This window comes from Chitinophaga sp. GbtcB8, from assembly GCF_019091455.1.
Classification (GTDB): domain Bacteria; phylum Bacteroidota; class Bacteroidia; order Chitinophagales; family Chitinophagaceae; genus Chitinophaga.
The window spans coordinates 16,984-40,347 of the sequence record NZ_JAGXJN010000023.1; the positions used below are offsets into that span (position 1 = coordinate 16,984).

General features: G+C 47.6%; 15 protein-coding genes. 7 read left to right on the forward strand and 8 right to left on the reverse strand.

Translation table 11 applies throughout. The features are described 5' to 3' along the window. Positions 1–55: 55 nt before the first annotated feature. From KVT36_RS19240 to KVT36_RS19275, 8 genes are all read right to left on the reverse strand, one after another. Entirely contained in the window at positions 56–2,050 is a 1,995-nt protein-coding gene (locus KVT36_RS19240; RefSeq protein WP_217605089.1) for an FAD-dependent oxidoreductase, read from the reverse strand. Positions 2,051–2,093: 43 nt separating this feature from the next. Continuing rightward, entirely contained in the window at positions 2,094–3,821 is a 1,728-nt protein-coding gene (locus KVT36_RS19245; RefSeq protein WP_217605090.1) for a RagB/SusD family nutrient uptake outer membrane protein, read from the reverse strand. A gap of 11 nt (positions 3,822–3,832) precedes the next feature. Further along, the gene (locus KVT36_RS19250) at positions 3,833–7,396 is read right to left on the reverse strand and encodes a TonB-dependent receptor (RefSeq protein ID WP_217605091.1); all 3,564 of its coding nucleotides are present in this window, start codon (positions 7,394–7,396) and stop codon (positions 3,833–3,835) included. A gap of 35 nt (positions 7,397–7,431) precedes the next feature. Beyond that, a complete protein-coding gene (locus KVT36_RS19255) occupies positions 7,432–8,436 on the reverse strand; it encodes a FecR family protein (protein ID WP_217605092.1) in 1,005 nt (334 codons plus the stop codon). A gap of 114 nt (positions 8,437–8,550) precedes the next feature. Continuing rightward, on the reverse strand, positions 8,551–9,174 hold the full coding sequence (locus KVT36_RS19260) for a sigma-70 family RNA polymerase sigma factor (protein WP_217605093.1): 624 nt from the start codon (positions 9,172–9,174) through the stop codon (positions 8,551–8,553). Between the two features lie 131 nt (positions 9,175–9,305). Continuing rightward, a complete protein-coding gene (locus KVT36_RS19265) occupies positions 9,306–10,355 on the reverse strand; it encodes a cell wall metabolism sensor histidine kinase WalK (RefSeq protein WP_217605094.1) in 1,050 nt (349 codons plus the stop codon). 231 nt (positions 10,356–10,586) lie between these two features. After that, on the reverse strand, positions 10,587–11,270 hold the full coding sequence (locus tag KVT36_RS19270) for a response regulator transcription factor (RefSeq protein WP_089920354.1): 684 nt from the start codon (positions 11,268–11,270) through the stop codon (positions 10,587–10,589). Positions 11,271–11,421: 151 nt separating this feature from the next. After that, on the reverse strand, positions 11,422–12,171 hold the full coding sequence (locus KVT36_RS19275) for a DUF1003 domain-containing protein (RefSeq protein ID WP_217605095.1): 750 nt from the start codon (positions 12,169–12,171) through the stop codon (positions 11,422–11,424). Positions 12,172–12,354: 183 nt separating this feature from the next. Between KVT36_RS19275 and KVT36_RS19280 the strand changes: the two genes are divergently transcribed. The 7 genes from KVT36_RS19280 to atpH all read left to right on the forward strand — a co-directional run bounded on the left by KVT36_RS19280 (position 12,355) and on the right by atpH (position 23,320). After that, on the forward strand, positions 12,355–14,565 hold the full coding sequence (locus KVT36_RS19280; RefSeq protein WP_217605096.1) for a hypothetical protein: 2,211 nt from the start codon (positions 12,355–12,357) through the stop codon (positions 14,563–14,565). 238 nt (positions 14,566–14,803) lie between these two features. Then, a complete protein-coding gene (locus KVT36_RS19285; protein WP_217605097.1) occupies positions 14,804–16,567 on the forward strand; it encodes an ABC transporter ATP-binding protein in 1,764 nt (587 codons plus the stop codon). A 53-nt stretch (positions 16,568–16,620) separates the two neighbouring features. Then, positions 16,621–20,385 carry a DUF3857 domain-containing protein gene (locus tag KVT36_RS19290; RefSeq protein ID WP_217605098.1) on the forward strand — a complete coding sequence of 1,255 codons (3,765 nt, stop codon included), beginning with the start codon at positions 16,621–16,623 and terminating at the stop codon, positions 20,383–20,385. 196 nt (positions 20,386–20,581) lie between these two features. Further along, on the forward strand, positions 20,582–21,742 hold the full coding sequence (gene atpB / locus KVT36_RS19295; RefSeq protein ID WP_254640093.1) for a F0F1 ATP synthase subunit A: 1,161 nt from the start codon (positions 20,582–20,584) through the stop codon (positions 21,740–21,742). Between the two features lie 37 nt (positions 21,743–21,779). Continuing rightward, positions 21,780–22,037, forward strand: coding sequence for an ATP synthase F0 subunit C (gene atpE, locus KVT36_RS19300; protein WP_089920341.1), 258 nt, complete (start codon positions 21,780–21,782; stop codon positions 22,035–22,037). Positions 22,038–22,185: 148 nt separating this feature from the next. Beyond that, on the forward strand, positions 22,186–22,680 hold the full coding sequence (gene atpF / locus KVT36_RS19305) for a F0F1 ATP synthase subunit B (protein ID WP_217605100.1): 495 nt from the start codon (positions 22,186–22,188) through the stop codon (positions 22,678–22,680). Positions 22,681–22,759: 79 nt separating this feature from the next. Further along, complete coding sequence (gene atpH / locus KVT36_RS19310; RefSeq protein ID WP_217605101.1) at positions 22,760–23,320, forward strand: ATP synthase F1 subunit delta; 561 nt, start codon at positions 22,760–22,762, stop codon at positions 23,318–23,320. The last annotated feature ends 44 nt before the right edge of the window (positions 23,321–23,364 follow it).

A 23,364-nucleotide genomic window follows, 5' to 3' on the forward strand; every position in this document is an offset into this window, starting at 1 on the left:
AATGTGCCGGCAAAACAAGCTTACCGGCACATTTGCGTATTAACAGATCAGCACATTATTTCTTCGGTACAAATAACAATGCATCTGCCATCAAATTGCCCTGCGTACCTGGGGGCAGGCTAATATCTACATAATAAGGCGCTCCATTCTTATATTCAAAGGTGCCCAGCGGCAGCCATTCATTCCCTTCTTCCTGCAGGGGCAGCGTAACTGTTTTCTTTTCACTGCCGGCAGTAATGTTAAATACAGCGGTAGGCGCTTTCTCTTTCTGGTGAATATTGTAATAGTAAATAGTATAACGCCCGTTATGCTGCATGGGCGGTGTAAACCGCACGCTGTTATTTGCGCCGGTTGCATTCAGTACTGACATGCCATAGTTACCGGGCGCTTTTATCTTTTGCCAGCTGCCCATACGTTTTACGTAAGCAGTGTCAGTATCATCTACCAGCACTTCAGGTATGCTGCCATCTGCCAGCGGATCCTGTTTAAGCTTTTGCTGTAAAGCGCTAACATCAACATCCTGTATGGCCTGTTTGTTATTGATGGCCATTACTGCTGCTGCGGCAGATGACTGGCCCAGCACCATAAACACCGGCTCCATACGGATAGAGCCATAGGCAATATGTGTGGCGGATAAACAAACCGGCACCAGCAGGTTTTTACATTCGCTGGCCTTAGGTATGAGTGAACGGTAGCTGATGGGGTAGGGGCCGGGTGTTCCCATCTGCACATCGCCTTCATTTTTTACCATACCGTTCTCCACTACACGCTGACAGTTATGCGAATCCATGGTGTAAGCGGCCATGCCAATACCATCCTGCACTTTAGCATGCCCTTCGCAGTTGGCCTGCGTCATTACATAATCACCTACCATGCGGCGCGCTTCGCGTACATAAAGCTGAAAGCTCCAGTTGCCATTGTCGGTATATTCATCTTTAGGGTAGCCCCATTTTAACATGAGCTGGCGTATGTTGGCAGGTACACGCGTATCATGCCCCAGGAAGTACAGCAGGCCTTTGTTATAGTCCTCATGCATTTTAATGATCTTTTGCCGGGTGGCATAATCAGCTTCCGGGTAATCATAGTTCATGCCTATCATGTCTGTTGAAATAGGGCCGTTGTTATTGATGTCTGTTTTGTGGTTAGGCATCAGGTCAAACTTCAGGCCGTTCCAAAGGCTGGTCCAGGGCGTTTTTTGCATGTAGCGGAGCACCAGCTCAAACTGTGTGGAATCATAGTTATCCGGTTTGGTAATGGGTACCAGGTTTGCCGGATCATTGGTAAGGCATATACGATAGTTATAGGCCTGCACTTTTTTATCGCCGCTGCCATGCGCTGCTACCGGCGTAGGGCTTATCCCCCATACCAGCCCGCATTCCGGCTTGCCGGGTATTTTATAGGGGTCTACCCCATCAGCAAACTGGTGTTTGTTCAGCAGCTGTACGCCGTTGTAGGTTTCCTGGTACTGGCTGTTGGCTTCACGGCCTACGGTATAACTTACGCCAGCTTTAGCCATCAGATCGCCTTCATAGCTGCAGTCAATGAACATTTTGGCCTGTATGGTGCGTTGTGCAGCGCCGGTGCCGCTTACTTTAGTAAGCGTAATGGATTGCAGTGCGCCCTGCTCTTTGGCTGCCTTAGTAATGTAGTAGTGATATAACACCGGTACCTTTCCCTTTTGGATGTAGCTCTTAATAATATCTTCCGCTATATGCGGCTCAAAGACCCATTGTTCAAACTTGCCATAGTGCTGCCCTATGCGCCGGTAAAAATCCCGCGCCAGCCCGCTGATGGCGTATTTGTTACCAATATCCGTATAACCTAATCCGCCGGTGGTCATACCGCCCAGGTGCGTGCCCGGTTCAATCAACAGTACGGTTTTACCCATTTTTTGCGCTGTATAAGCGGCTATAACCCCGGCTGCCGTACCGCCGTACACACAAATGTCATAACTACCGGCCTGCTGCGCCATCGCCGGTTTTGCCGGCATTAAAAAAGGCAGCGTTACCGCCAGCATAATTGCCCTGCTAACTTGTTTCCGTATATTCATTACTGTTAGTTTGATATCTTGATCATTAATTATTAATTATTCATTACTTGTATCCCGGGTTCTGCTGCAGCGTTGCCTGCCCGTTCACATAACTATTCTGTATCTCTGTTTGTGGTATAGGGTAATATTCATCTTCATTTTTGGTGAACGTGGCACCTTTAAGATATACTCTTTTAATGGATTCTTTAGCCAGGTAGGCATTCAATTCTGTATCAGCGATACCCCAGCGTACCAGGTCAATAAAGCGGTGCCCTTCCATGGCCAGCTCCAGCTTGTTCTCAAAACGTATAGCCTTTAGCGCATCAGTGCGGGATGTCCAGGGTGTCTGGTAAATATCCACATAATAATCTGCGGCCGGCGTGCCATCCGGCTGCTGTACATAACAGCCGTTGCGGGCACGGGTGCGCAGCTGGTTCACGTAGGTGCGGGCCTTATCCGGGTCGCCAATTTCCGCTTCGCATTCTGCGGCCCACAGGATCACTTCTGCCAGCCGCAGCAGCTTAATATTATTTGCCACGGCGGTAGGGCTGGATGCATCAGAGAATTTGCCCTGCTGCTCTTTATAATACACATTCTTTTTAGGGCTGTAAGGGCCGGCATAGGCCTGGTTACGGATCCAGGCAGCGCCGGGGTGCGGGCCCCAGTCCAGGTAGGGAATGCCCCTGCGGCCTACGGTCCAGTCTACACGCGGATCCAGCTGGCCGGTGTAAGGTGTGAACGGCTGGTCGGAAGGTATGCCTTCATCATTCTTCACATCTTCAGCACTATAGTTAATAAGGGGTAACCCATTCACATCTGTTTTATAGGAATTTACCAGGTCCTGGCTGGGCTGAAAAGTGCCGCAACATTTACCCGGACCGCCGGTGTAAGGGTAGTTGAGCACATCCGAGTTGCCATTGGCGCCGCTTGCACCGTCGTTTACAGAGGTCTGCGCTTCCAGGATGGCTTCGGGGCTATTCTTGGTAGCGGGGTTAAAGTTATCCTGGAAACAGCTGTTTAGCTGGTACTTAACGCCACGGGAGTTTTTACCATTGGTAAGCACCGCTTCTATTAAAGGTTTGGCTTCTGCAAATTTACGCTGGTACATATACGCTTTTGCCAGGAAAGCGGTGGCGGCCCATTTATTTACCCGGCCTATCATATCCTGTGTTTCCGGCAGGTTATCGGCAGCAAACTGCAGGTCGGCAACAATATCCGGCCAGATGTCCCGGTTGTTGGGGATCTTCGGGTTCAGGTCAGTAAGGCTGTCGCTCAGGTAAGGCACGTTATTCCAGAGCTTTTTGGCTTCAAAATGGTAAAAGGCCCGCAGAAAACGTGCCTGTGCCGTTACGTTCTTCTTTTCATCCTCCGTCATATCCTGCACAAGGCGTAATACTTTCAGCGTATTATTGGCCCGTACCACCCCTTCGTATATGGTACGCCATTTACCCAGGTAATAATTATCCGTTGGGTTGGATTCATATCTTTCAATGTTATTAATATCCGGCTGGCTGCTGGGGTCTGCGCCTTTATGGGCATCCCCGCCGCGTATGCTGCCAAAGCTCCAGTTGGAGGTGGTGTTCTCGTAGCTGCCCCCGGCGCCCCTGCCTTCCAGCAGTGAGTAGGCGCCTATGAGGATGGCATTTACCCCCTTTTTATTGGCCAGCGCTGTCTGGTCCAGTGAAAGCGGCTGCTTATCTAAAAAACCATCAGAGCATTGCACGTGGCAAAACAGCAAAATACACAGGCCGCTAATGAGCGCTATTTTATGATGTTTGAAAAACTGTTGCATAACCATACACATTAAAAAGTAAGTGAAATACCCACCAGCACCTGCCGGGAGTTAGGATAAAAACCATAATCCACACCTTTGTTCAGATCACCGCTGCCGCCAAAATCAGCATTCATAATATCCGGGTCCAGGCCGCTGTAACCGGTGATGGTAAACAGGTTGGTGGCCTGCACATACAGGCGCAGCTGATCTATTTTTGCTTTTTTCAAAAGGGATGCGGGCAGCGTATAACCGATCTGCAAATTCTTAGCGCGCAGGTAAGAGCCGTTCTCTATATAATAGCTGTGGGAAATGCCGTTGCTGATATTATCGTTTGCATCCAGTATAGGTAGTTTTGCATTGGGATTATCCGGCCGCCAGGAATCATATAACATGCGTTTGCTGCGGTTACCGGCAAAGGTCTGGAAGTCTGTATAATACTTGGTGATGTTGTAAATATCGTTGCCCTGAGAGCCATATAGGTACAGGTTCAGGTCAAAGTTGTGCCAGGCCAGGCTAAGGTTAAAGCCATAGGTAAAATCAGGATGCGGGTTGCCAATGAAGGTACGGTCGTTCAGGGTTACTACACCATCGCCGTTCACATCTTTCAGCTTATATTTTCCTACAAACTTGGCCGGGTTATTTTTATCCATACCGGTTTGCAGGGCATGGGTTTTTACTTCGTTCTCATTCTGGAAAATACCTTCTATCTGGTAGCCATAGAACATGGATACAGGCTTCCCTTTCTGGGTAAGGGTAATAGTACCATAACGGGTACCGCCGCTGAAGAGCTGCTCTGTACCGCTATCGCCTAAACGAAGCACTTCGTTTTTATAGTGGCTGAAAGTAACACCCACTTCATAGCGGAAGTCACTACCTATTTTATCGCGGTAGTTCAGGTTCAGGTCTATCCCGGTATTCTTCATATCGCCAATGTTCACAAAAGGCGCATTAGCACGGCCGGCCAGCGCAGTAAGCTGGGGCTGGGTAAGCATGCCGTTGGTACGGCGGTCATATACTTCTGCATTCAGCTCCATACGGCCGTTGAGAATGGTAAGGTCCAGGCCAATGTTGGTCATTACCGTAGATTCCCATACGGTTTCAGGATTGCCCAGGTTAGCCAGGTAATAACCGATCACTGTACTGTTGCTGGTACCGCCCAGGTCATAGTTGGAGGTGCCGGGGCTGGTGCCGTATTCATAGGCGTAGTTATATGCACGCGGAATTTCCTGGTTGCCCGTAGCACCTACACCGGCGCGCAGCTTCAGCTCATCTATCCAGGTTGCGGATTTCAGGAAAGGCTCTTCAGACAAACGCCACCCCACACTGGCAGCAGGAAAAATACCATAACGGTGGTCCGGTGCAAAGCGGGAAACCCCATCCCGGCGCAGGATACCGGTAAACAGGTATTTATCATGGTAAGCATAATCAACGCGCCCGAACATAGATGCCAGCGCCGTTTGCGAGCGGGTGCTGCTATTGGTTTGCGTACTGGGATCGCCATTATTCAGGTTCCACACAAGCGGGGAAGTGCTGAAATAATTAAAGCGCCCGGCGCCCAGGGTGCGGCCATTTTCTGAAATGGCTTCTGTACCTAATAATACATTCAGTGAATGGTAGCCAAAGTTCCTTTTATAATTAAGCGTGTTGGTAAATACCCAGCGCAGGTTGTAATTGGATGATTCATTGAAAGAGTTATTGGCCGCAGGCTCTGAATGCTCCGGGTTCAGGTAGGAGAAATTGTAGCCGGTGCTGTTGGTATAATCAATACCAAAGCTGGATTTGAACTGCAGCCCTTTCAGCAATGTAATTTCCGTATAGGCATTACCGAATGCGCGGAAACCTTTGGTTTTATTATCCTTACCACGGTATAATAATGCATATGGGTTAGAAGCATTGCCCAGCCCAGCCCCGCGGGTACCGGCAAAATTGCCGTCAATATCATATACGGGTATAATGGGTGGCAGCCGCATTGCATTTACAATGGCATTGCCTTCCCCGCTGGCATAATTCCCGCCGGTAGATTCTGTGAAGGATACCTGCAGGTTCTCACCAAAGCGGATATGCTCCTTTACATTCAGCGCCGTATTAATGCGGGCGGAGTAACGTTTAAAGTTGGTGTACTTTAAAATACCCTGCTGGTTAAAATAGTTGAGCCCAAAGGCATAATTACCTTTATCAGAGCCACCGCTGCCCGTAAGCTGGTGGTTCTGAATGGAGGCAGGTGCAAATATTTCCTTGTACCAGTTGGTACCTGCCTGGTTGGCCTTTACGATCTGGTTGGTGCTAAGGTCGTACAGGCTTTCATCCACCGTGCCCTGCGCTTTGCCGGCAGGTAGTATGTAATAAGGCACTACCGGCTGTGCGCCATTACCAAACTGCGGATGATTGGGATTGCCGTTGCTGCTTACCTGGCCTGCATTTTTGAGGCCTGTCCAGATCAGGTTGGCCCATTCATTGGTGTTCAGCAGGTCCGGTCCTTTGCCGGGGTACTGCATGCCGTAATAGGCATCGTAAGATATTTTAGATACGCCTGCCTTACCTTTTTTAGTAGTGATGATCACCACACCATTGCTGGCCTGTGCGCCGTAAATAGAGGCGGATGCCGCATCTTTCAGCACCTGTATGGATTCAATATCGTTTGGGTTTAAGCTGTTCAGGCTTTGGCTGCGGGTGGATACGCCGTCAATTACATACAGCGGGCCATTATCATTAATGGTACCAATACCGCGTATACGCATGGATACACCTGCGCCCGGCGCTGCGTTGCTGGTAACGGTTACACCGGCTGCCCTGCCCTGCAGCTGCTGCCCGAAGTTGCCGGCTGGTACGGATAACAGGTCTTTAGTATTCACTACTGCAACAGAGCCGGTAATATCTTTCTTTTGCTGCGTGGTATAACCGGTTACTACTACTTCTGAGAGTGAGCTGGTGCCGGAAGACAGCGCCACGCTGGCAGTTGCCTTATCTGTGGCGGCCAGCTCCCTTGAATCAAAACCGATGTATTGATACAGCAGGATGGCATTATGGTCCGGCACCTGTAAATGATACATACCATCTGCATCAGACACCACGCCTTTATTACTGCCTTTTACCAATACGCTTACACCTGGCAGCGGCTGCCCGTCTGCGGCAGATACAATGCGGCCCTGGATAGTGGTATCAGCAGGTACGGGAGCAGCTGGTGCAGTAGTGCTGTTTAACCTTTGCACAGGCGGCGCTCCGGGGGTATAGATGGTGTAGCTGCTGCTGCCAAACTGCTTTACCTTCATCCCAAAAGGGGAGAGCAGGTCTTTTAACAGCGTATCCAGCGTGGTGTACTGGCGGTTGTTCCGGATGTGCTGCAGCACCTTTTCCGCCGTAACCTGTTTTTGCTGCAGTGCTTCACTGTCATAGTCAAAAGTAACATGGTAGCGGTTGGCAATGTTGGATAGCGCTTCTGTAAGCAGCATGCTTTTAGGCGCGGTTTTGCCCTGGCGCTGTTCCCGGTGGCTGTTCCAGGAAAGGTCCTGGGCAGCGGCCGCCTGTTGAAAACACAGGCAGCACCCCAGGAGAAATAAGCGCCCGGAGCATCTTTTGTGAAAGACGTTCTTCATAACTGGAATATTTATTAATTGCGATTGAGTACTAACTAATGCTTGCTGCTTTTGCTGATAAATACCGTGTCTGCACGGCGTTCCATCTTTAGCTGATAAATGGTGCTGATCTTTTCCAGCAGCTGGCCGGGGGCATTTGCCGGCGCAGTGCCATTGAAACGTTTATTCGCCAGGGTTAGCTGGTCCTGTATAACAAACTGCCATCCGTAAACATCTGTGAGGTAAGTGAAGATCTCTGCCAGCGGCGCATCGGAAAACAGCAGCTGGTTATTACGCCAGGCCGTGTGCCATGCGGCGTGTACGCGTTTGGTATGCAGCCCCTGCGCATCCATCGTTACCATTTCTCCCGGCTGCATTTTTTTAGCAGGCAGTGCAGGGTTGGCGGGTACTACCTGCACAGCGCCCTGTTCCAGCACTACTTTTAAGAGCTGCTGCTGCGTATTTACATTAAAAGCAGTGCCCAGCACCTGTATATTGCCGCGGCTGCATTGTACGGTGAAAGGAGCATGGGCGCTTTTCCGGATAGTAAAATAGGCTTCACCTTCCAGCTGTACCGTATAGGGATGCCGGTTATTATACCGCAGGCGGGATTGCTGGTTCAGCACTACCTGTGAGCCATCTGCAAAAGTAATGCGGCGCATTTCACCGGCGCCGGTTATTACCACCGTGTTTACTGCTCTGAAATGGCGGTAGCTGAAAATGCCGGCTGTGATCAGTAATAATATAACGGCTGCATAACGCCACTGGCGGCCAAGCCTGCGTAACAGGGATCTGCGTTGGGATATATTTTCCTGTGTAAGCTGCAGCTGCTGCCAGATATTTTCCACCACTACCGCATCTACGGGGGCCGGCGCAAAGGTGTAGTGCAGCAGCAGGGCACGGGCTTCCTGCAGGGTAGTGGCTTTGTACGGATGATCGGCCAGGAACTTTTCCCAGAAAATATTGTCCGCAGCATCCGGCGTTTTTACCCAACGGATAAAATCATCATCCAGCGCCAGGTCCCAGGCAGTATATGTTGTATACGCAGCAGTTGTTTTCATGCAGGCCGGGCATTTTTACACAGAGTACTGGAAGCGCTGATTTTATCCCTCCGGATCTCAAAAAATTTTAAAATTGGATCTTTTTCAAAAAAGAGGGGATTCTTTGAATACTATTTAATGAAAGGAGGTGCGGAGCAGCAGGTATAACCAGGCGAGTGCGGGGCCCGGCACTATCTGGCGCAGGGTTTCCAGCGCTTTATACACGGTTTTGTAGGCCGACCGCTGATCTATTTCCATCATTACAGCAATTTCCGCATAGCTGAGCCCATGAAAAAAGCGCAGGTAGATGACCTCTTTTTGCCGGGCTGGTAAGCGGTTAATATATTGCTGTAAGGCGGCCAGCTGCTCTTTCTGTAAAAAAGCATCTAACGCGGGCGGCTGTGTGGTGGCTGGTTCCAGCTGCAGTACGGTTTCAAATAATTGTTCCCGCTGCTGTTTGCGCAGCAGCTTTAACAGCTCATTACGCACGCAGCGCAGCAAGTAGAATTTAACGGATTGCGGCAGCGGTAATTGCTGCCGGTGCAGCAGCAGGTAGGTGAATACATTTTGCACGGCATCCTCTGCCAGCGCTTTTTCCAGGCATATTTTATAGCTGTAATCCAGTAAGGTGTGAATGAAGTGCCGGTATAACCATTCAAAGGAGCCCAGGTCATTATCATGGGTAAATGCCTGCCAGGCAAGCTGGTCTGCTGCTCCCGGCAAAGGAACATGGTCATCATATTTGTCCCTGGTTGACACGGGAACAATATAATGTGCAAATGTGCAGATATGCAAATGTGCAGATGAATTTAATGTGCTGGTGTGCTAATATGCTAATGTGCTGGTGCATATAATTCCACCAGCAAAAACCAGCATATTAGCACATCATTCTATTCCCTGCCTGTATCCAGGGTAAAACCGAAGGTGGAGCCTATTTCCGGTTTGCTGCGTACGTTTATGGTTTGGCTGTGGGCTTCTATAATGTGTTTTACAATGGCCAGTCCCAGGCCGGTGCCGCCAATATCACGGCTGCGGGCGCGGTCTGTGCGGTAAAACCGTTCAAACACCCGGGGCAGGTGTTCTTCGGAAATGCCAATGCCATCGTCAGATATTTCTACCAGCACCTGCTTATCGTCCATTACATAAATGCTGGCAATGGTATGCCCGTCGTTCTTACCGTATTTAATGGAATTATCCACCAGGTTCATAAGCACCTGCCGGATCTTTTCCTTATCGGCCTGCACGGTTACCGGGGCTTCGCAGCCTTTTTTAATATTGAACTTAATGCCTTTGGTATTGGCTTTCAGGGAAAGGGTATCAAAAATATCCTTTATCATGTCCTGGATCACAAAGGTTTCTTTGTTAATGGTCATTTCCCCGCTTTCCAGCTTGGAAATTTCGTCCAGGTCATCTAACAAATGACAGAGGCGGTCAATATTTTTGGTGGCATTTTTCAGGAACACCTTGTTCACATTCGGGTCTTCTATAGCGCCATCCAGCAGGGTATGTATGTAGCCCTGCACGGCAAAGATGGGCGTTTTCAGCTCATGGCTCAGGTTCAGCAGGAACTCTTTACGGAACTCCTCGTTACGGCGTAAAATATCCAGCTCCTCTTTTTTCTGGATGGCCCATTTCTCAACATCCTCACTTACTTCCTCAATGGTTTTCAGGGGCAGTATGTTCTTGTTAAAGAACTCCTCCCGTTTGGATGCCTTGGTTTGGTAAATGAATTTGTAAATGAGCTTTATTTTCCGGTAAATAAAGTTCTGCAACGTGTATAGGTACAGGTAGTAGGAAACCAGGAAGGTAAGGATAAAGGCGGTGAGCATTACCTGCCAGGAACCATCTGCAACTAAACTACCGAGCGCTATTACGGCAGAAATAATAAGCGCTGTAAATCCCGCCAGCTTTTGAGGCGATAAATTCTTTGCTTTAAACATACTCCAGAGTGAGTAATTATTGTAATAACGGGAAATTAAGGTAAATTTTTTAGAAGCGGAAAGCATAAAGCAAAAAGCACAAAGCTAAAGGCGCAAAGCAAAAAGCACAAAGCCCAAAGCAGCTTGCTATTTGATGTGAGAATAAATGAGTTGGATATAACAGGTTAATGAAAATGCAGATCAGCAAACGGCAGGCAGCTTTCAGCTTTATGCTTTGCGCTTTCTGCTCATTTACATTTCAAACTTATAACCTACTCCCTTTACAGTGGTTACCAGGTCAATCCCTATTTTCTGGCGTATTTTACGGATATGTACGTCAATAGTGCGGTCGCCTACAATTACTTCGGTACCCCATACCTGGTTCAGGATCTCATTACGCAGGAATACGCGGCCTGGTTTGGATGCCAGCAGCTGCAGCAGCTCAAACTCTTTTTTAGCCAGTATTATTTCCTGTCCTTTATAGGTTACGGTGAATTTTTCGCGGTCAATGATCAGGTCTCCCAGCTGCATCTGCATTTCTTCTGTTTTATGCAGGCGGCGGAACAGGGCATTAATGCGGCTTACCAGTAATTTGGGTTTAATGGGTTTGGCTATGTAATCATCGGCGCCCATATTCAGGCCGTCTATCTCAGACTTTTCATCGTTCAGGGCTGTGAGGAACAGCACCATGGTATCTTTAAATTCAGGTATTTTTCTGATCTCCCGGCAGGTATCTATCCCATTCTTATTAGGCATCATAATATCCAGCATAATAAGGTCGGGACGGAAGATGCGGGCTTTCTGGATGGCTTCACTTCCATCTTTGGCGGTTACGGTATCGTACCCGGCTGATTTGAGGTTGTAGCTGATAATTTCCAGAATATCCGATTCATCATCCACCACTAATATTTTACCGACTACCGCTTGGTCTATCATAAAAATTGCACTTTATTAAGATGCACAAAATTAAACAGCGTCTGCGTTAAGTTAACATTATCTAATTGTTAATTAGTTGTCAGCAGGCTGTTTGACTTACTGTAAGTTACGATAATTTCAGGTACCTGAAGAGGACGGCAGAGCTACATTATCATTTAGCCCCATTTGTATCCTTTTGGTTATGATCGCCATTTTTACCACGCAATTGTTTCAGGGCATGGGTAAGCTCATTCAGCATTTCTACCTGCCCCTGTTGCAGCTCCAGCACATTCTGTTGCTGTTTTAACACCATGCGGTCTATTTTTTCATTCAGTAAACGTACTTCCAGCTCCGATTTCAGGTTGATCATGTAATCGTTTTTTGCCCGCTGCCGGTCTTTTTCCTCCTGCCGGTTCTGGCTCATCATAATCAGAGGCGCCTGCAGGGCGGCCACGCAGCTAAGCAGCAGGTTCAGTAAAATAAAAGGGTAGGGGTCAAAACCTTTATTACTAAGCCAGTAAATATTAATACCTGTCCAGGCCAGTATAAAACCCATGAACAGCAGGATAAAGGTCCAGCTGCCGCCAAAATCGGCTATCTTATCCGCCAGCCGCTGCCCAAAGGTGAGCGGTATTTTTTGCATGTCGTCTTCCAGCTGCTCCGTAAGGGTTTCATGGTCGCGCAGCTTTTCCATCACCGTTTTTTCCAGCTCTGTTAGCTCACCGATCTCTTTGGCAAAAAAAGCTTCATAATACTGCTGCCGGTATTGGTTCAGCTCCGGCATAGCCAGATTGCATTTATTGTTGAAGTGCGGATGCTCTTTTTTGATCAGCTCAAACAGCTCTTTTTTAATAGACCGGCCACTTACCTTCTGAGAGGTAGGAAAGTGCTGCCCGGAAAGATCGCTCACAAAGGTTTGCATAGTATACTATTCTTCTAATATTAAAATATCCAATTATTTATAACTGCGTTACCGCACGCGGCATCTGCCTGCAATTTATTAAACTCTGGCCATCGTCACCCGTCTAAAAATAGCCTTCCCGCGGGGCAGTAAGGAAATTGGTCGTAAATTTGCTATAAGGGAAAGCGAAAAGTATAGCTATAAATGAAGAAATTTTTAATACTCATATGCCTGGCTGCCCTACAAGGCGCTGCGGTATATGGACAGAGCGAGCAAAAGATAGACATCCCTATCGGCCGCCAGGGTTTTCACGATAACATAGACAAAGAACAGGCGGCAGCAGCTAAATTTGACGGGAAGGCAGATGACCTGGTAAAAGTTTCCGACGACCAGACCATTAACCTGCAGGTAACGAATGCCCTGCTAAAACAGGTGGATGATATGCAGCTGGATATTGAACGGGATACTACACTGGATCACCGCCTTAAGATCCGCTACCTGTCTGGTTTATACAGCGTACTGCACGACTACAATAATAAACGCGCCTACCATAAAATAGACCCGGCAGAAGCTCCCGCTATTATACAAGCCTACAAGAATATGATGCAGGCTAACATTAAGGGAGAAAGCATTCTGCCCATAGCCCGCGAGCTTTCCTTTAACTCCGGCGAGAAACTGATAGAAATATTTAAGGAAAACCCCGGTTATAAAGAGGCCCGGGGCGTTATGTTCGGCAAATACGCCTTTCAGAACCTGGAAACTGTGATGGCGGAAATAGGCAACTACCTGGATTACCAGGTAACCGATTCTGTAATAGCCGCTGTGGCCCGTAAATATCCTAACCAGGTGCTTACCTATGCTACCTCTTACACGCCGGTAGCTACTGCTATAAAAAAGAATCCCGACCCCGTGGTGCAGCTGATCGTAAAGATCGGTAACTCCGGCCAGTCTACCCGCATACTGCCTTTTATTGATGAGCTGATAGACGGCTCTATGAGCATAGATTCCCTGGAAACAGTGGTGGACAGTGATTACCCTTACTTTAAGCAGATGGTGAAAACCTCTGTTGTATTACAGCAAAAGAAAAGTAATGGCCAGAACCCGCTGGGATTAAAGGCCATGATGGAAAATATGCAGTCCCGCTCCCTGCGCTACATCCGTGAGGTGAACGACCTGCACGAAGAGCCGGCGGCCGTACGCTTCCGCGTGGTAAAGGATTTTACACCGGAAGAGCTGTATTACCTGATAGTAAACGGGCAGGAAGAATTATTTACCTCCAGCTACACCAACCATAACAACGCCGGTTTGTACGACCAGATGATGGCCCGCATGAAACCTGCGCGTGGCGACAGCCTGCTGATGGTAGTAAGCTTTGACCGTTTTAAGAAGTTCATTGCTATGGCAGCCGGTTTTAACACCCTGGATAATTTCCTGAAATCCATGGCGCCGGAAAATGCCAATTACCTGATGAAAAAATACATCAGCAGCCTGGAAAAAACAGAGGACCTGGAAGATGCGGTGGATGTAGCCAACTCATTTGGCAGCATCCGCGATCCAAAGCTGCTGGACTTTTTGCGGGAGGAAGTGAAAAAGAACTACCTGTTTGTATCTAAAAAAGGGGATAAACGCGGTACCGTGATCTATGAGCTGCTTTCCAGCCTGTTTGATACAGAGGTGAGCAAAGGCAGCGACTCCACCAAAGCTACTGATATGGCTACCAAGTTTAAGCTGCCCCCGGTGAACTATGTAGATTTCAGCGGCCTGGTGAGCGACAGCGGGACCGTTTACCAGCAGGTATTTTTCTACGGTGACAAAGACGGGCAGGAATCTTACGCCAGCTTTATGACCAGCTTTTCCGGCGGCGACTGGAGAGTGAGCAAAGGCCCCTTCTGGACCACCATTACCTCTGTAAAAGGCAAGCCCATTACCATTTTTGCCAACCTGCCGCTGGATGAGCCCAAGGATAAGGAAGCCATTCAAAAGCTAAGCGATTACCTGGACGAAAAAGATATTCACCCAACAGTATTCATACACCGCGGCCATAGCTACCATGTAAATACTACGCTGGATAACCTGCAAAGCTCTGCCAAAATAGTGGTGCTGGGCTCCTGCGGCGGTTATCATAACCTGGCGGTGGTATTGCAGAAATCGCCGGATGCGCACATTATCTCTTCCAAACAGGTAGGTACCCGTTTTGTAAACGAGCCTATTATCCGTACCCTGGAAGAGGTGATCCGCAGCGGTAAAAATGTAGACTGGGTAAAAATGTGGGCTACCCTTAGCGCCCGTTTTGCCGGTGACGCCCGCAACAAAGAGCTTTTCAGCGATTACGTACCCCCGCATAAGAACCTGGGCGCCATTTTCATAAAGGCGTACAAGCAAATTATGAAGGATGATAAAATAGTGAGTCGATAGTCGATAGTCCATCGTCGATGGTCCATGGTCATAGCATAACCCGCTTGGTAAATTGAGCGTGGGAACAAAGTACGACGGTCCACAGCACATGGGAACCATGATCTGTGGACCGTTTGCGTTCGGGTAGCCTTCTTGACAAGTATAACCTATAAACGCAGTAAGCAATGGCCTATGGACCATCAACTATGGACCCCAACTCACCCACTTTTAAGCAAAAAGCCGTAGGTTTGTATAACCCATGGAGAATTTTACAATCAAGCGGATTTTTGACTTTAGTTTGTTACGGCGCCTCTTCTCTTTTGCAGTACCTTACAAAGGCTCCTTTTACTTGTCTATGGCGCTTACCATTGTGCTGGCGGTACTATCGCCGCTGCGCCCTTACCTGATACAAGTTACCGTAGATAAATATATTACCAGCCAGTGGATGCAGATGCTGGTGACCATTACCATTATCCAGATCCTGCTGCTGTTGGTGGAAACCGTGGTGCGTTTCTTTTTCTCTTACCTCACCAACTGGCTGGGACAGTCTGTAGTAAAGGATCTGCGGGTGGCAGTATATAAAAAGATCGTGCACCTGAATCTTTCCTTTTTTGACAGAACCCCCATCGGAACCCTTACTACCCGTACCATTAATGATATAGAAGCTATTAACGACGTTTTTTCCGAAGGCATTATTTCCATTGTGGCTGATCTGCTGATGATCGTAGCCATCCTGGCAGTGATGTTTGCGGAAGACTGGCGTTTAACCCTCATCAGCTTATCGCCCTTCCCGGTGCTGATCATTGCCACCTGGATGTTTAAGGAAAGCGTGAACAAATCTTTTCATGCCGTAAGAAATGCCGTAGCTGCGCTGAATGCTTTTGTGCAGGAGCATATTACCGGGATGGTAGTAGTGCAGGCCTTTTCCGCAGAAAAAAGGGAATATGCCCGCTTTAAAAATATTAACAAGGAACACCGCAAAGCCAATATACAGGCCATTTTTGCCTACTCCGTATTTTACCCGGTAGTGGAAATTATACTGGCTATTTCCCTGGGCCTTATGGTATGGTGGGGCTCCAACAAGGTATTGAGCTATGAAGTAACGCAGGGGGTGATGATTGCTTTTATCATGTACCTGAACCTGCTTTTCCGCCCGCTGCGTATACTGGCCGATAAGTTTAACACCCTGCAAATGGGCATGGTAGCCAGCGAGCGTGTATTTAAAGTGCTGGACAGCGAAGAGCATATCCCCGACAACGGGCAGGTGAAAGCCACCAGTATGCAGGGCGATATTTTGTTTGATCATGTATCCTTTGCATATGTGGAAGACCGTTATGTGCTGAAAGACATTTCCTTCCATGCCAAACCCGGTGAAACTATTGCCATTGTGGGCCATACCGGCTCCGGCAAAACTACCATCATCAGCATACTGAACCGCCTGTACGAGATCCAGAAAGGGCAGATAAAGCTGGATAATGTTGACATACAGGATTATGCGCTGGATGAGCTGCGCAGTAAAATAGGGGTGGTGCTGCAGGATGTGTTCCTGTACTCCGGCTCCATTTATGAGAATATTACCCTGCGTAATTATGCTATTAGCCGGGAGCAGGTGGAACAGGCTGCCCGCCTCATAGGCATGCACGAGTTTATTATGCAGCTGCCGGGTGGCTACGATTACCAGGTAATGGAAAGGGGCAGCACCCTTTCCCTGGGCCAGCGCCAGCTGATCTCTTTTGTACGCGCATTATTGTACAACCCTGCCATACTGATCCTGGATGAGGCCACCTCCTCCGTGGACACAGAATCTGAGCTACTGATCCAACAGGCCATAGACAAGCTGATTGCCGGCCGTACCTCCATTATAATAGCCCACCGTTTAAGCACCATCAGCAAAGCCAGCCAGATTATGGTGCTGGATAAAGGTGAGATCCGGGAAATGGGTACGCATGAGGAGCTGCTGAAGCAGGAAGGTTTTTACTACAAGCTGCATAGCATGCAGTTTAAGAAAGCGGTAAGTATTTAGAAAAATCATATATTTATATTGTTTTTTAATTCGTAATTCAACCTATACCTTTTATGAAGTTCTTTCTACGCAACGTGGGGGCTGCGTTATTGCTATTGTTACCCATTACACTACTAGCCGGTGATTATGAAAAAGCCTGGGACGCTTTACACCGCAACGATAAGCAGCATGCACGCGAATTCCTGCTTAAAGCAATTAAGAACAATGTGAACCGCGATAATGCGGTAGCAACACTGATCCTGCTGGAAACCTATGATGGCATTGGCACCAGATATCTTGAAAGATACCCTGATCCACTGGATCAATGGAGCCAGCCAGGCCCATATGCCTATGCATTTTGGTTCAATTACGCTGTGCTGGGTGAATACGGCAAAAAAAGCGGTAAGCAGCTGGCCAACCTGGAAAGGCTGGCAACAGATACTGCCTTCAATGGCTCTATGCGCGCAGCTGCCAATTATTTTAAAGGTTACCATTTATTCTTCTGCCAGCAGCAACAGCAGTCCAGGGCTATGTATCCCAAGATGGGAGCTTTGGAAGACTGGCAATGTGTGGGCCCGTTTGATAATATATCCGGCAGCGGTTTTAATAAAGAGTATGGTCCGCTGAAGCAGCCGGCCACCGGTAAAGGATTTACCTCCTATAACAATGCCGCTGTTGACTGGTTTACCCCGCTGCATGGCACAGGGCAGGGCTGGATCTTTGTAGGCGCCTCTTTTCCCGCCACGGACGCAGTAGGTTATGCGCAAACGTTTGTGCTGTCGGATCGTGAGCAGGATGCTGTGCTGGCATTGGGCGGAAACGGCGCGCTGAAAGTATGGATGAATGATAAGCTTTTACTGGCGCAGGAGGAAGAGCGGGCTACAGAGCTGGATGCCTTTAAAGCACGCTGCCATCTGCGTAAAGGATACAACCGGGTATTGGTGCAGATCGGTTTTACCCACGGTAATAACCTGCCCAATTTTATTGTACGTCTCACCGATGATCAGTATAATCCCCTGCAGAATATTTCAAGCACCTCCGCCTTACAAACCTACCAGGCAGATACTACTACGGCGGCCCCGCAAACCATTATACATTTTGCAGAAGATTTTTTCCGCCGCCGTATGACGCAGTACCCGCAGGATCCCGCGTATGCATTTTTGCTCAGTAAAGTATATGTACGCAACCAGGAATATGATAAGGCCAAAGCCGTAATGCATGACCTGTATAAAAAATATCCCAACAACCCTATTGTGCTGAATCAATATGGTGAATGCCTTTCCACTAAGTATGATGCAACAGAACTACAGGAGCTGCAGGAAAATATAAAACAGCAGGACCCTGATAACTATTGGGTACTGTACAGTAAAACCAATAAGCTGGAGGAAGAAAAGAAATTCCAGGAAGAGCTGGAAATAGTGAATAAAATGATAGCCCTGCAGGGGGAAAACCAGCTGACCCGCCTGAAGCGTATAGGCATTTATGCCAATATGGAAAAAATGGATAGCACGGTATACCTTTTAAAAGATGCTTACGAGCGCTATGCCGACAAAGAAGATGTTATACTGGTAATGTACCAGTACTATAAAAGACTGATGAAAGACCCGGCCGCAGCGCTGGAAGTAATGGAGAAATTTTCTGAGCATAACTATTCTTACAAGGTTACCAAAGCCATGGCAGAGGAGTATTTTGAACAGAATAAAGCTGATAAGGGCATTGCCGTGCTAAAAGCCATTATAGCCGCTGCGTCTTATGATACAGATAGCTATAACCCGCTGGCGGAGTATTTCTTTAGCAGGCAGCAATATGATTCTGCTATTTATTATCTGAATGAAGCACATGGCATTAGCCCTTACTACCACAAGATTATGGGCGATATTGCCAGCTGTTACCTGCAGCAGAATAATAAACAGCAGGCGCTGGCTTATTATAAAAAGGCGCTTAGCCAGTATGCCGGGGGCAGTAACTATCGCCGTAAAATAAGGGAGCTGGAAAATAAGCCGGATATTTTCTCCTACTTCCCTAAGCTGGATAATTACGGGGAGATCAATAAAGCATTGAAGCAGCCCCGGGACACTATGCAGCCCTACTATTTCATTTTTGATGAAAAAAATGTGGTGTTATACCCGGAAGGCGCCAATGAGCAAATGATCAGCACTGCAGTATACATCAATAACAAAAACGGTATTGACAACTGGAAGGAAGTATCAGTACCCTACAACAGTGTGTACCAGGATGTGACGATACTAAAAGCTGAAGTTATAAAAGCTAATGGCGCCCATGTGCCGGCAGAAACCTATGAGAACAGCATTGTATTTACCCGCCTGGAAAACGGGGATGCTATTTATTACAATTATAAGATCAGCAGCTTTGGCATTGGCCGCCTGGGCCGTGAATACTGGGATAAGTACTATTTCACCGCCTCGGTACCTACAGGAATGGCCCGGTATAATATGCTGGTGGCCGATCAGCTGCATATAAACTATGTTTTCCAGAACAATGAGGCTGTAAAACCTGTAGAAAGCAAACATGAGAACTTTCGCCTGTATACCTGGGAAATGAAGAATGTGCCGGCTTTTAAGAAGGAAAGTTACATGCCTAACCTGGATGATATTGGGCAGGTGCTGCATATCTCCACCGTAAAATCATGGGATGTAATTGCTGAATGGTACAGCGACCTTACCAGGGAGCAATGTCAGGAGGATTTTGACCTGAATGCCGCTTTCAAAGAAATATTCCCCGCTGGCGCCGCACAGCTGAATGACTGGCAAAAGGCCCGCAGCATTTATGAATATATAGAGCAGCGTATTGCTTATAGCTCTATATCCTTCCGGCAGGGAGCTTACATTCCGCAGCGGGCATCCAAAACATTGAGCACCCGCCTGGGAGATTGTAAGGATCTCTCCGCCCTGTTTGTGTCTTTGGCGCGCAAGGCCGGAATGGATGCTAACCTGATGCTGGTGAGCACCCGCCACAATGGCCGCCATTCAATGGTGCTGCCCTCTATGGAGTTTAACCACTGCGTGGCACGCTTTAAGGCAGATAATGAATATCATTACCTGGAGCTTACGGATAACCAGCTACCCTTCAATGCGCTGCCGCAAAGCCTGGTAGCTGCCCAGGTGCTGAATATTCCTTTCAACTATAAAGGGAATGAGAAAATAGAGCTGTTACCGGAAGATGATAAGCGTAAGGTAGTGGTGGTGCGCAAAACCAAAGTAGTGATAAATGATACCGACCAGCAGGTGGTAACCAGCAGCAGCCGTTCCGGTGAGCTTGCGAGCTTAATGCGCGGCCACTATGCCCATAAAACTAAAGAAGAGGTGTCTGAGGGGCTTACCTCCAGCCTTTCCCAGCAATCTAAAAATCCGGTGGTGCTGGACCAGTTTACTTTTAACAACCTGGATAATCTGCAGGACACCGTGAGCCAGGAGCTGCATTATACCATCAAAAATGATGTAATTAATGTAGGTGATTTCAGCATGATAAAACCGGTATTTGTAGATGTGGTGGCCACCGCCGACATTTTTAGCGCCGATACGCGGCAGTATCCCTTTGAATACTGGAACTATGAGAACACCGATCAGTATGTTACAGATATTGATGTAGAAATTCCGGCTGGTAAAGCATTTGACCAGGTGCCTGCAGATGTGGAGGCTGGTTTTAATAATATGAGCTACCATCTGACCTACCGGAAATCGGCGCCCAATAAGCTTACCATCCGGCGCAGTTTTGCCACGAACCGTAACCAGCTTATTGAAGCAACGGATATGAGTAATATGAAAGATTTCTTTACTAAGATCATGAACGCAGAACAGAAATATATTTCATTTAAATAACTGGGTACCATACACTAAACCGCCTCATCAAAAAGGGGCGGTTTTTTTTGTTTTCTGAAGGCCCGCCAAAAGAAAATAAATCATTGTTTATCAACAGGTTAAAGTTTGTTCTCCCTTTTTTTTAAAACCACTACCTATTTGAGTTAAAATCGGTTATCTTTGCGCAAAATTTCAGAAAACGGTGATTTCCTGCAACTTGCTCAAACATAGTCTGATAGCGCTGTTACTAGCCCTGAACATTATTGGTGTTAGCTCTTTTGCACATGCACAATCGCATGAAGAAAAAGAAACACATAATGGTTCCCAACATGCATTAGCCACGGCGGAAGAACCGGGTGAACACAAAGGTGGTTTTGATGCCAAGGAAGTGATCCTGGGCCACGTAAAGGATGCACATGACTGGCACCTGGTGGATTTCGGAGAAACGCCTGTTACCCTGCCGCTGCCGGTGATCATTTACAATAAGGAAAGAGGCCTGTCTGTATTTTCCTCTTCCCGTTTTCACCACGGCCATGCTGCTTTTGACGGTTACCGCCTGGTAAATAGCCATTACCTGCATGAAAAAGGCCTGGACCCTGTCAAGTACATGGATGGTAAAGTGATCGCTGTAGATGAGAATGATAATCCTACTGAGGCAGAGATCTACGATTTTTCCATGACCAAGAACATCACCTCTATGCTGCTGGCCGCTGTGCTGCTGGTAATACTAATGCTGAATGTAGCCAAAGCATACCGTATCCGCGGATCCAAACAAGCCCCTAAAGGCTTCCAGAGCCTGATGGAGCCGGTGATCATCTTTATGCGCGATGAGGTAGTAAAGCCCAACATTCCCGGCAAACACTACGAAAGATTTACTCCCTTTATATTAACGATCTTTTTCTTTATTCTCATTAATAACCTGTTGGGCCTGCTGCCGGGTTCTGCAAACGTAACCGGCAACCTGGCGGTAACCGCTGCGCTGGCTATCATTAGCTTTATAGCCATCCTGCTTAGCTCCAACAAACACTTCTGGGGTCATATCTTTAACCCCCCGGTACCGTTTGGTGTAAAGCTCATTTTGGCGCCCGTGGAGCTGATCGGTGTGTTCACCAAACCTATTTCCCTGATGATCCGGTTGTTTGCCAATATGCTGGCCGGTCACATTATTATCCTGAGTATTATTTCCCTGGTGTTTATATTTGGCGCCATGAACCGGTTTGCCGGTTATGGATTTTTACCGGTAACCATTGTTTTTAACATTGTGATGATGATGCTGGAGGTGCTGGTAGCTTTCATTCAGGCTTTTATCTTTGCTAACCTTACGGCTGTGTTCATTGGGCAGGCTATGGAAGGCGCACATGATGAGCACCATCATTAAATCGTAAATTTTTATAACAACACATATATATTAAACTATGGCTCTTTTAACAATTTTATTGCAGGCTGCTGCAGGTGCTGGTCTGGCTAAAGCTGGTGGTGCCGTTGGTGCTGGTATTGCTGCTATCGCTGCTGGTATCGGTGTAGGTAACATCGGTAAAAGCGCGCTGGAATCCATCGCCCGTCAGCCCGAAGCTGCTAACGACATCCGCGCAAACATGATCCTGGCTGCGGCGCTGGTAGAGGGTGTTGCCCTGTTCGGCGTTATCGCAGGTCTGCTGGCAGTAGTGATGTAAGACAAAATTGATTACTGCATCCGGCGCACAGGGCAAAGGGTGCAGTAATTATAATTACGAAAGATCAGTTATGTTATGCGAACTAAAACACATAATTTGATATCCTGCCGTAATTCCGAATTAGTAAATCGCAATTAAAATAATAATCATGGATCTGTTACAGCCCGCGTTAGGCTTGTTTACCATTTCATTCTTAATATTCATCATTGTTTTCCTCATCCTGAAAAAATTTGCCTGGAAACCCATCCTGTCTACTTTAAAGGAAAGGGAAACTTCCATCTCAGATTCTATTGCAGCTGCAGAAAGGGTAAAGGAAGAAATGGCGCAGATGAAGGCAGAGCATGAGCATGTGCTGGCAGAAGCCAAGGCTGAAAGGAGCAAGATCCTGAAAGAAGCCAAGGAAGCCAAGGACCAGATCATTGGCGAAGCCAAGACCCAGGCACAGGCAGAAGCGAAAAAGATCATTAACGAAGCCTATACCGCAATAGAGAACCAGAAAATGGCCGCCCTTACGGATGTAAAGAACCAGGTAGGCCGGCTGGTAATTGAAGTGGCAGAGAAAGTGCTGAGAAAAGAGCTGTCTGATAAATCTGCCCAGGAGCAGTTCATCAAACAACAGGCTGAAAGCATCAAACTGAATTAATTAATATGCTGAAATGCTGATGTGCTAATAAACCAAACCGGCACATCAGCATTTTAGCAAATGAGCACATTATAATAATATGCAAAATCCCCGTTTAGCATCCCGATATGCAAAATCTTTGGTGGATCTGGCCATTGAAAAGGGCCAGCTGGAAGTTGTCCGTGCAGATATGCAGGTGCTGCAACAGATCACCAAAGGCAATCCCGATGTGGTGACTTTGCTGAGAAGCCCTGTCATTAAACCGGATAAAAAACAAAAGATACTGGCAGCCATCCTGGAAGGTAAAATAAGCAACATTACCTCCCTGTTCATTCAGCTGCTGGTAACAAAAGGCCGCGAAAGCAACCTGCCGGAGATCACTACGGAATTTGCGCGGCAGTACAACCTGTTAAACAATATCAGTAAGGTAAAGATCACTACTGCCATACCGCTGGATGCCGCCATCCTCAGCGCTATCAAGCAAAAGGTTGAAGCCGGCTCTGATAAAAAGATAGAGATGGAAACCGCTGTGGAGCCGGACCTGATAGGTGGTTTTGTACTGGAAACAGATGACCGCCTGTTTGATGCTTCCATTCTGCGCGACCTGAAAGACATTAAAAAACAGTTTGCACAGAACATTTACACGCCTAATATCAAATAATTACAATATACCGGTTTTAGCAGCATGGTTCCCGGAAACAGGAA

Coding starts and splice junctions, on each gene's coding strand:
- KVT36_RS19240 (WP_217605089.1), bottom strand. CDS start 2,050: ATGAATATACGGAAACAAGTTAGCAGGGCAATTATGCTGGCGGTAACG.
- KVT36_RS19245 (WP_217605090.1), bottom strand. CDS start 3,821: ATGCAACAGTTTTTCAAACATCATAAAATAGCGCTCATTAGCGGCCTG.
- KVT36_RS19250 (WP_217605091.1), bottom strand. CDS start 7,396: ATGAAGAACGTCTTTCACAAAAGATGCTCCGGGCGCTTATTTCTCCTG.
- KVT36_RS19255 (WP_217605092.1), bottom strand. CDS start 8,436: ATGAAAACAACTGCTGCGTATACAACATATACTGCCTGGGACCTGGCG.
- KVT36_RS19265 (WP_217605094.1), bottom strand. CDS start 10,355: ATGTTTAAAGCAAAGAATTTATCGCCTCAAAAGCTGGCGGGATTTACA.
- KVT36_RS19270 (WP_089920354.1), bottom strand. CDS start 11,270: ATGATAGACCAAGCGGTAGTCGGTAAAATATTAGTGGTGGATGATGAA.
- KVT36_RS19275 (WP_217605095.1), bottom strand. CDS start 12,171: ATGCAAACCTTTGTGAGCGATCTTTCCGGGCAGCACTTTCCTACCTCT.
- KVT36_RS19280 (WP_217605096.1), top strand. CDS start 12,355: ATGAAGAAATTTTTAATACTCATATGCCTGGCTGCCCTACAAGGCGCT.
- KVT36_RS19285 (WP_217605097.1), top strand. CDS start 14,804: ATGGAGAATTTTACAATCAAGCGGATTTTTGACTTTAGTTTGTTACGG.
- KVT36_RS19290 (WP_217605098.1), top strand. CDS start 16,621: ATGAAGTTCTTTCTACGCAACGTGGGGGCTGCGTTATTGCTATTGTTA.
- atpE (WP_089920341.1), top strand. CDS start 21,780: ATGGCTCTTTTAACAATTTTATTGCAGGCTGCTGCAGGTGCTGGTCTG.
- atpF (WP_217605100.1), top strand. CDS start 22,186: ATGGATCTGTTACAGCCCGCGTTAGGCTTGTTTACCATTTCATTCTTA.
- atpH (WP_217605101.1), top strand. CDS start 22,760: ATGCAAAATCCCCGTTTAGCATCCCGATATGCAAAATCTTTGGTGGAT.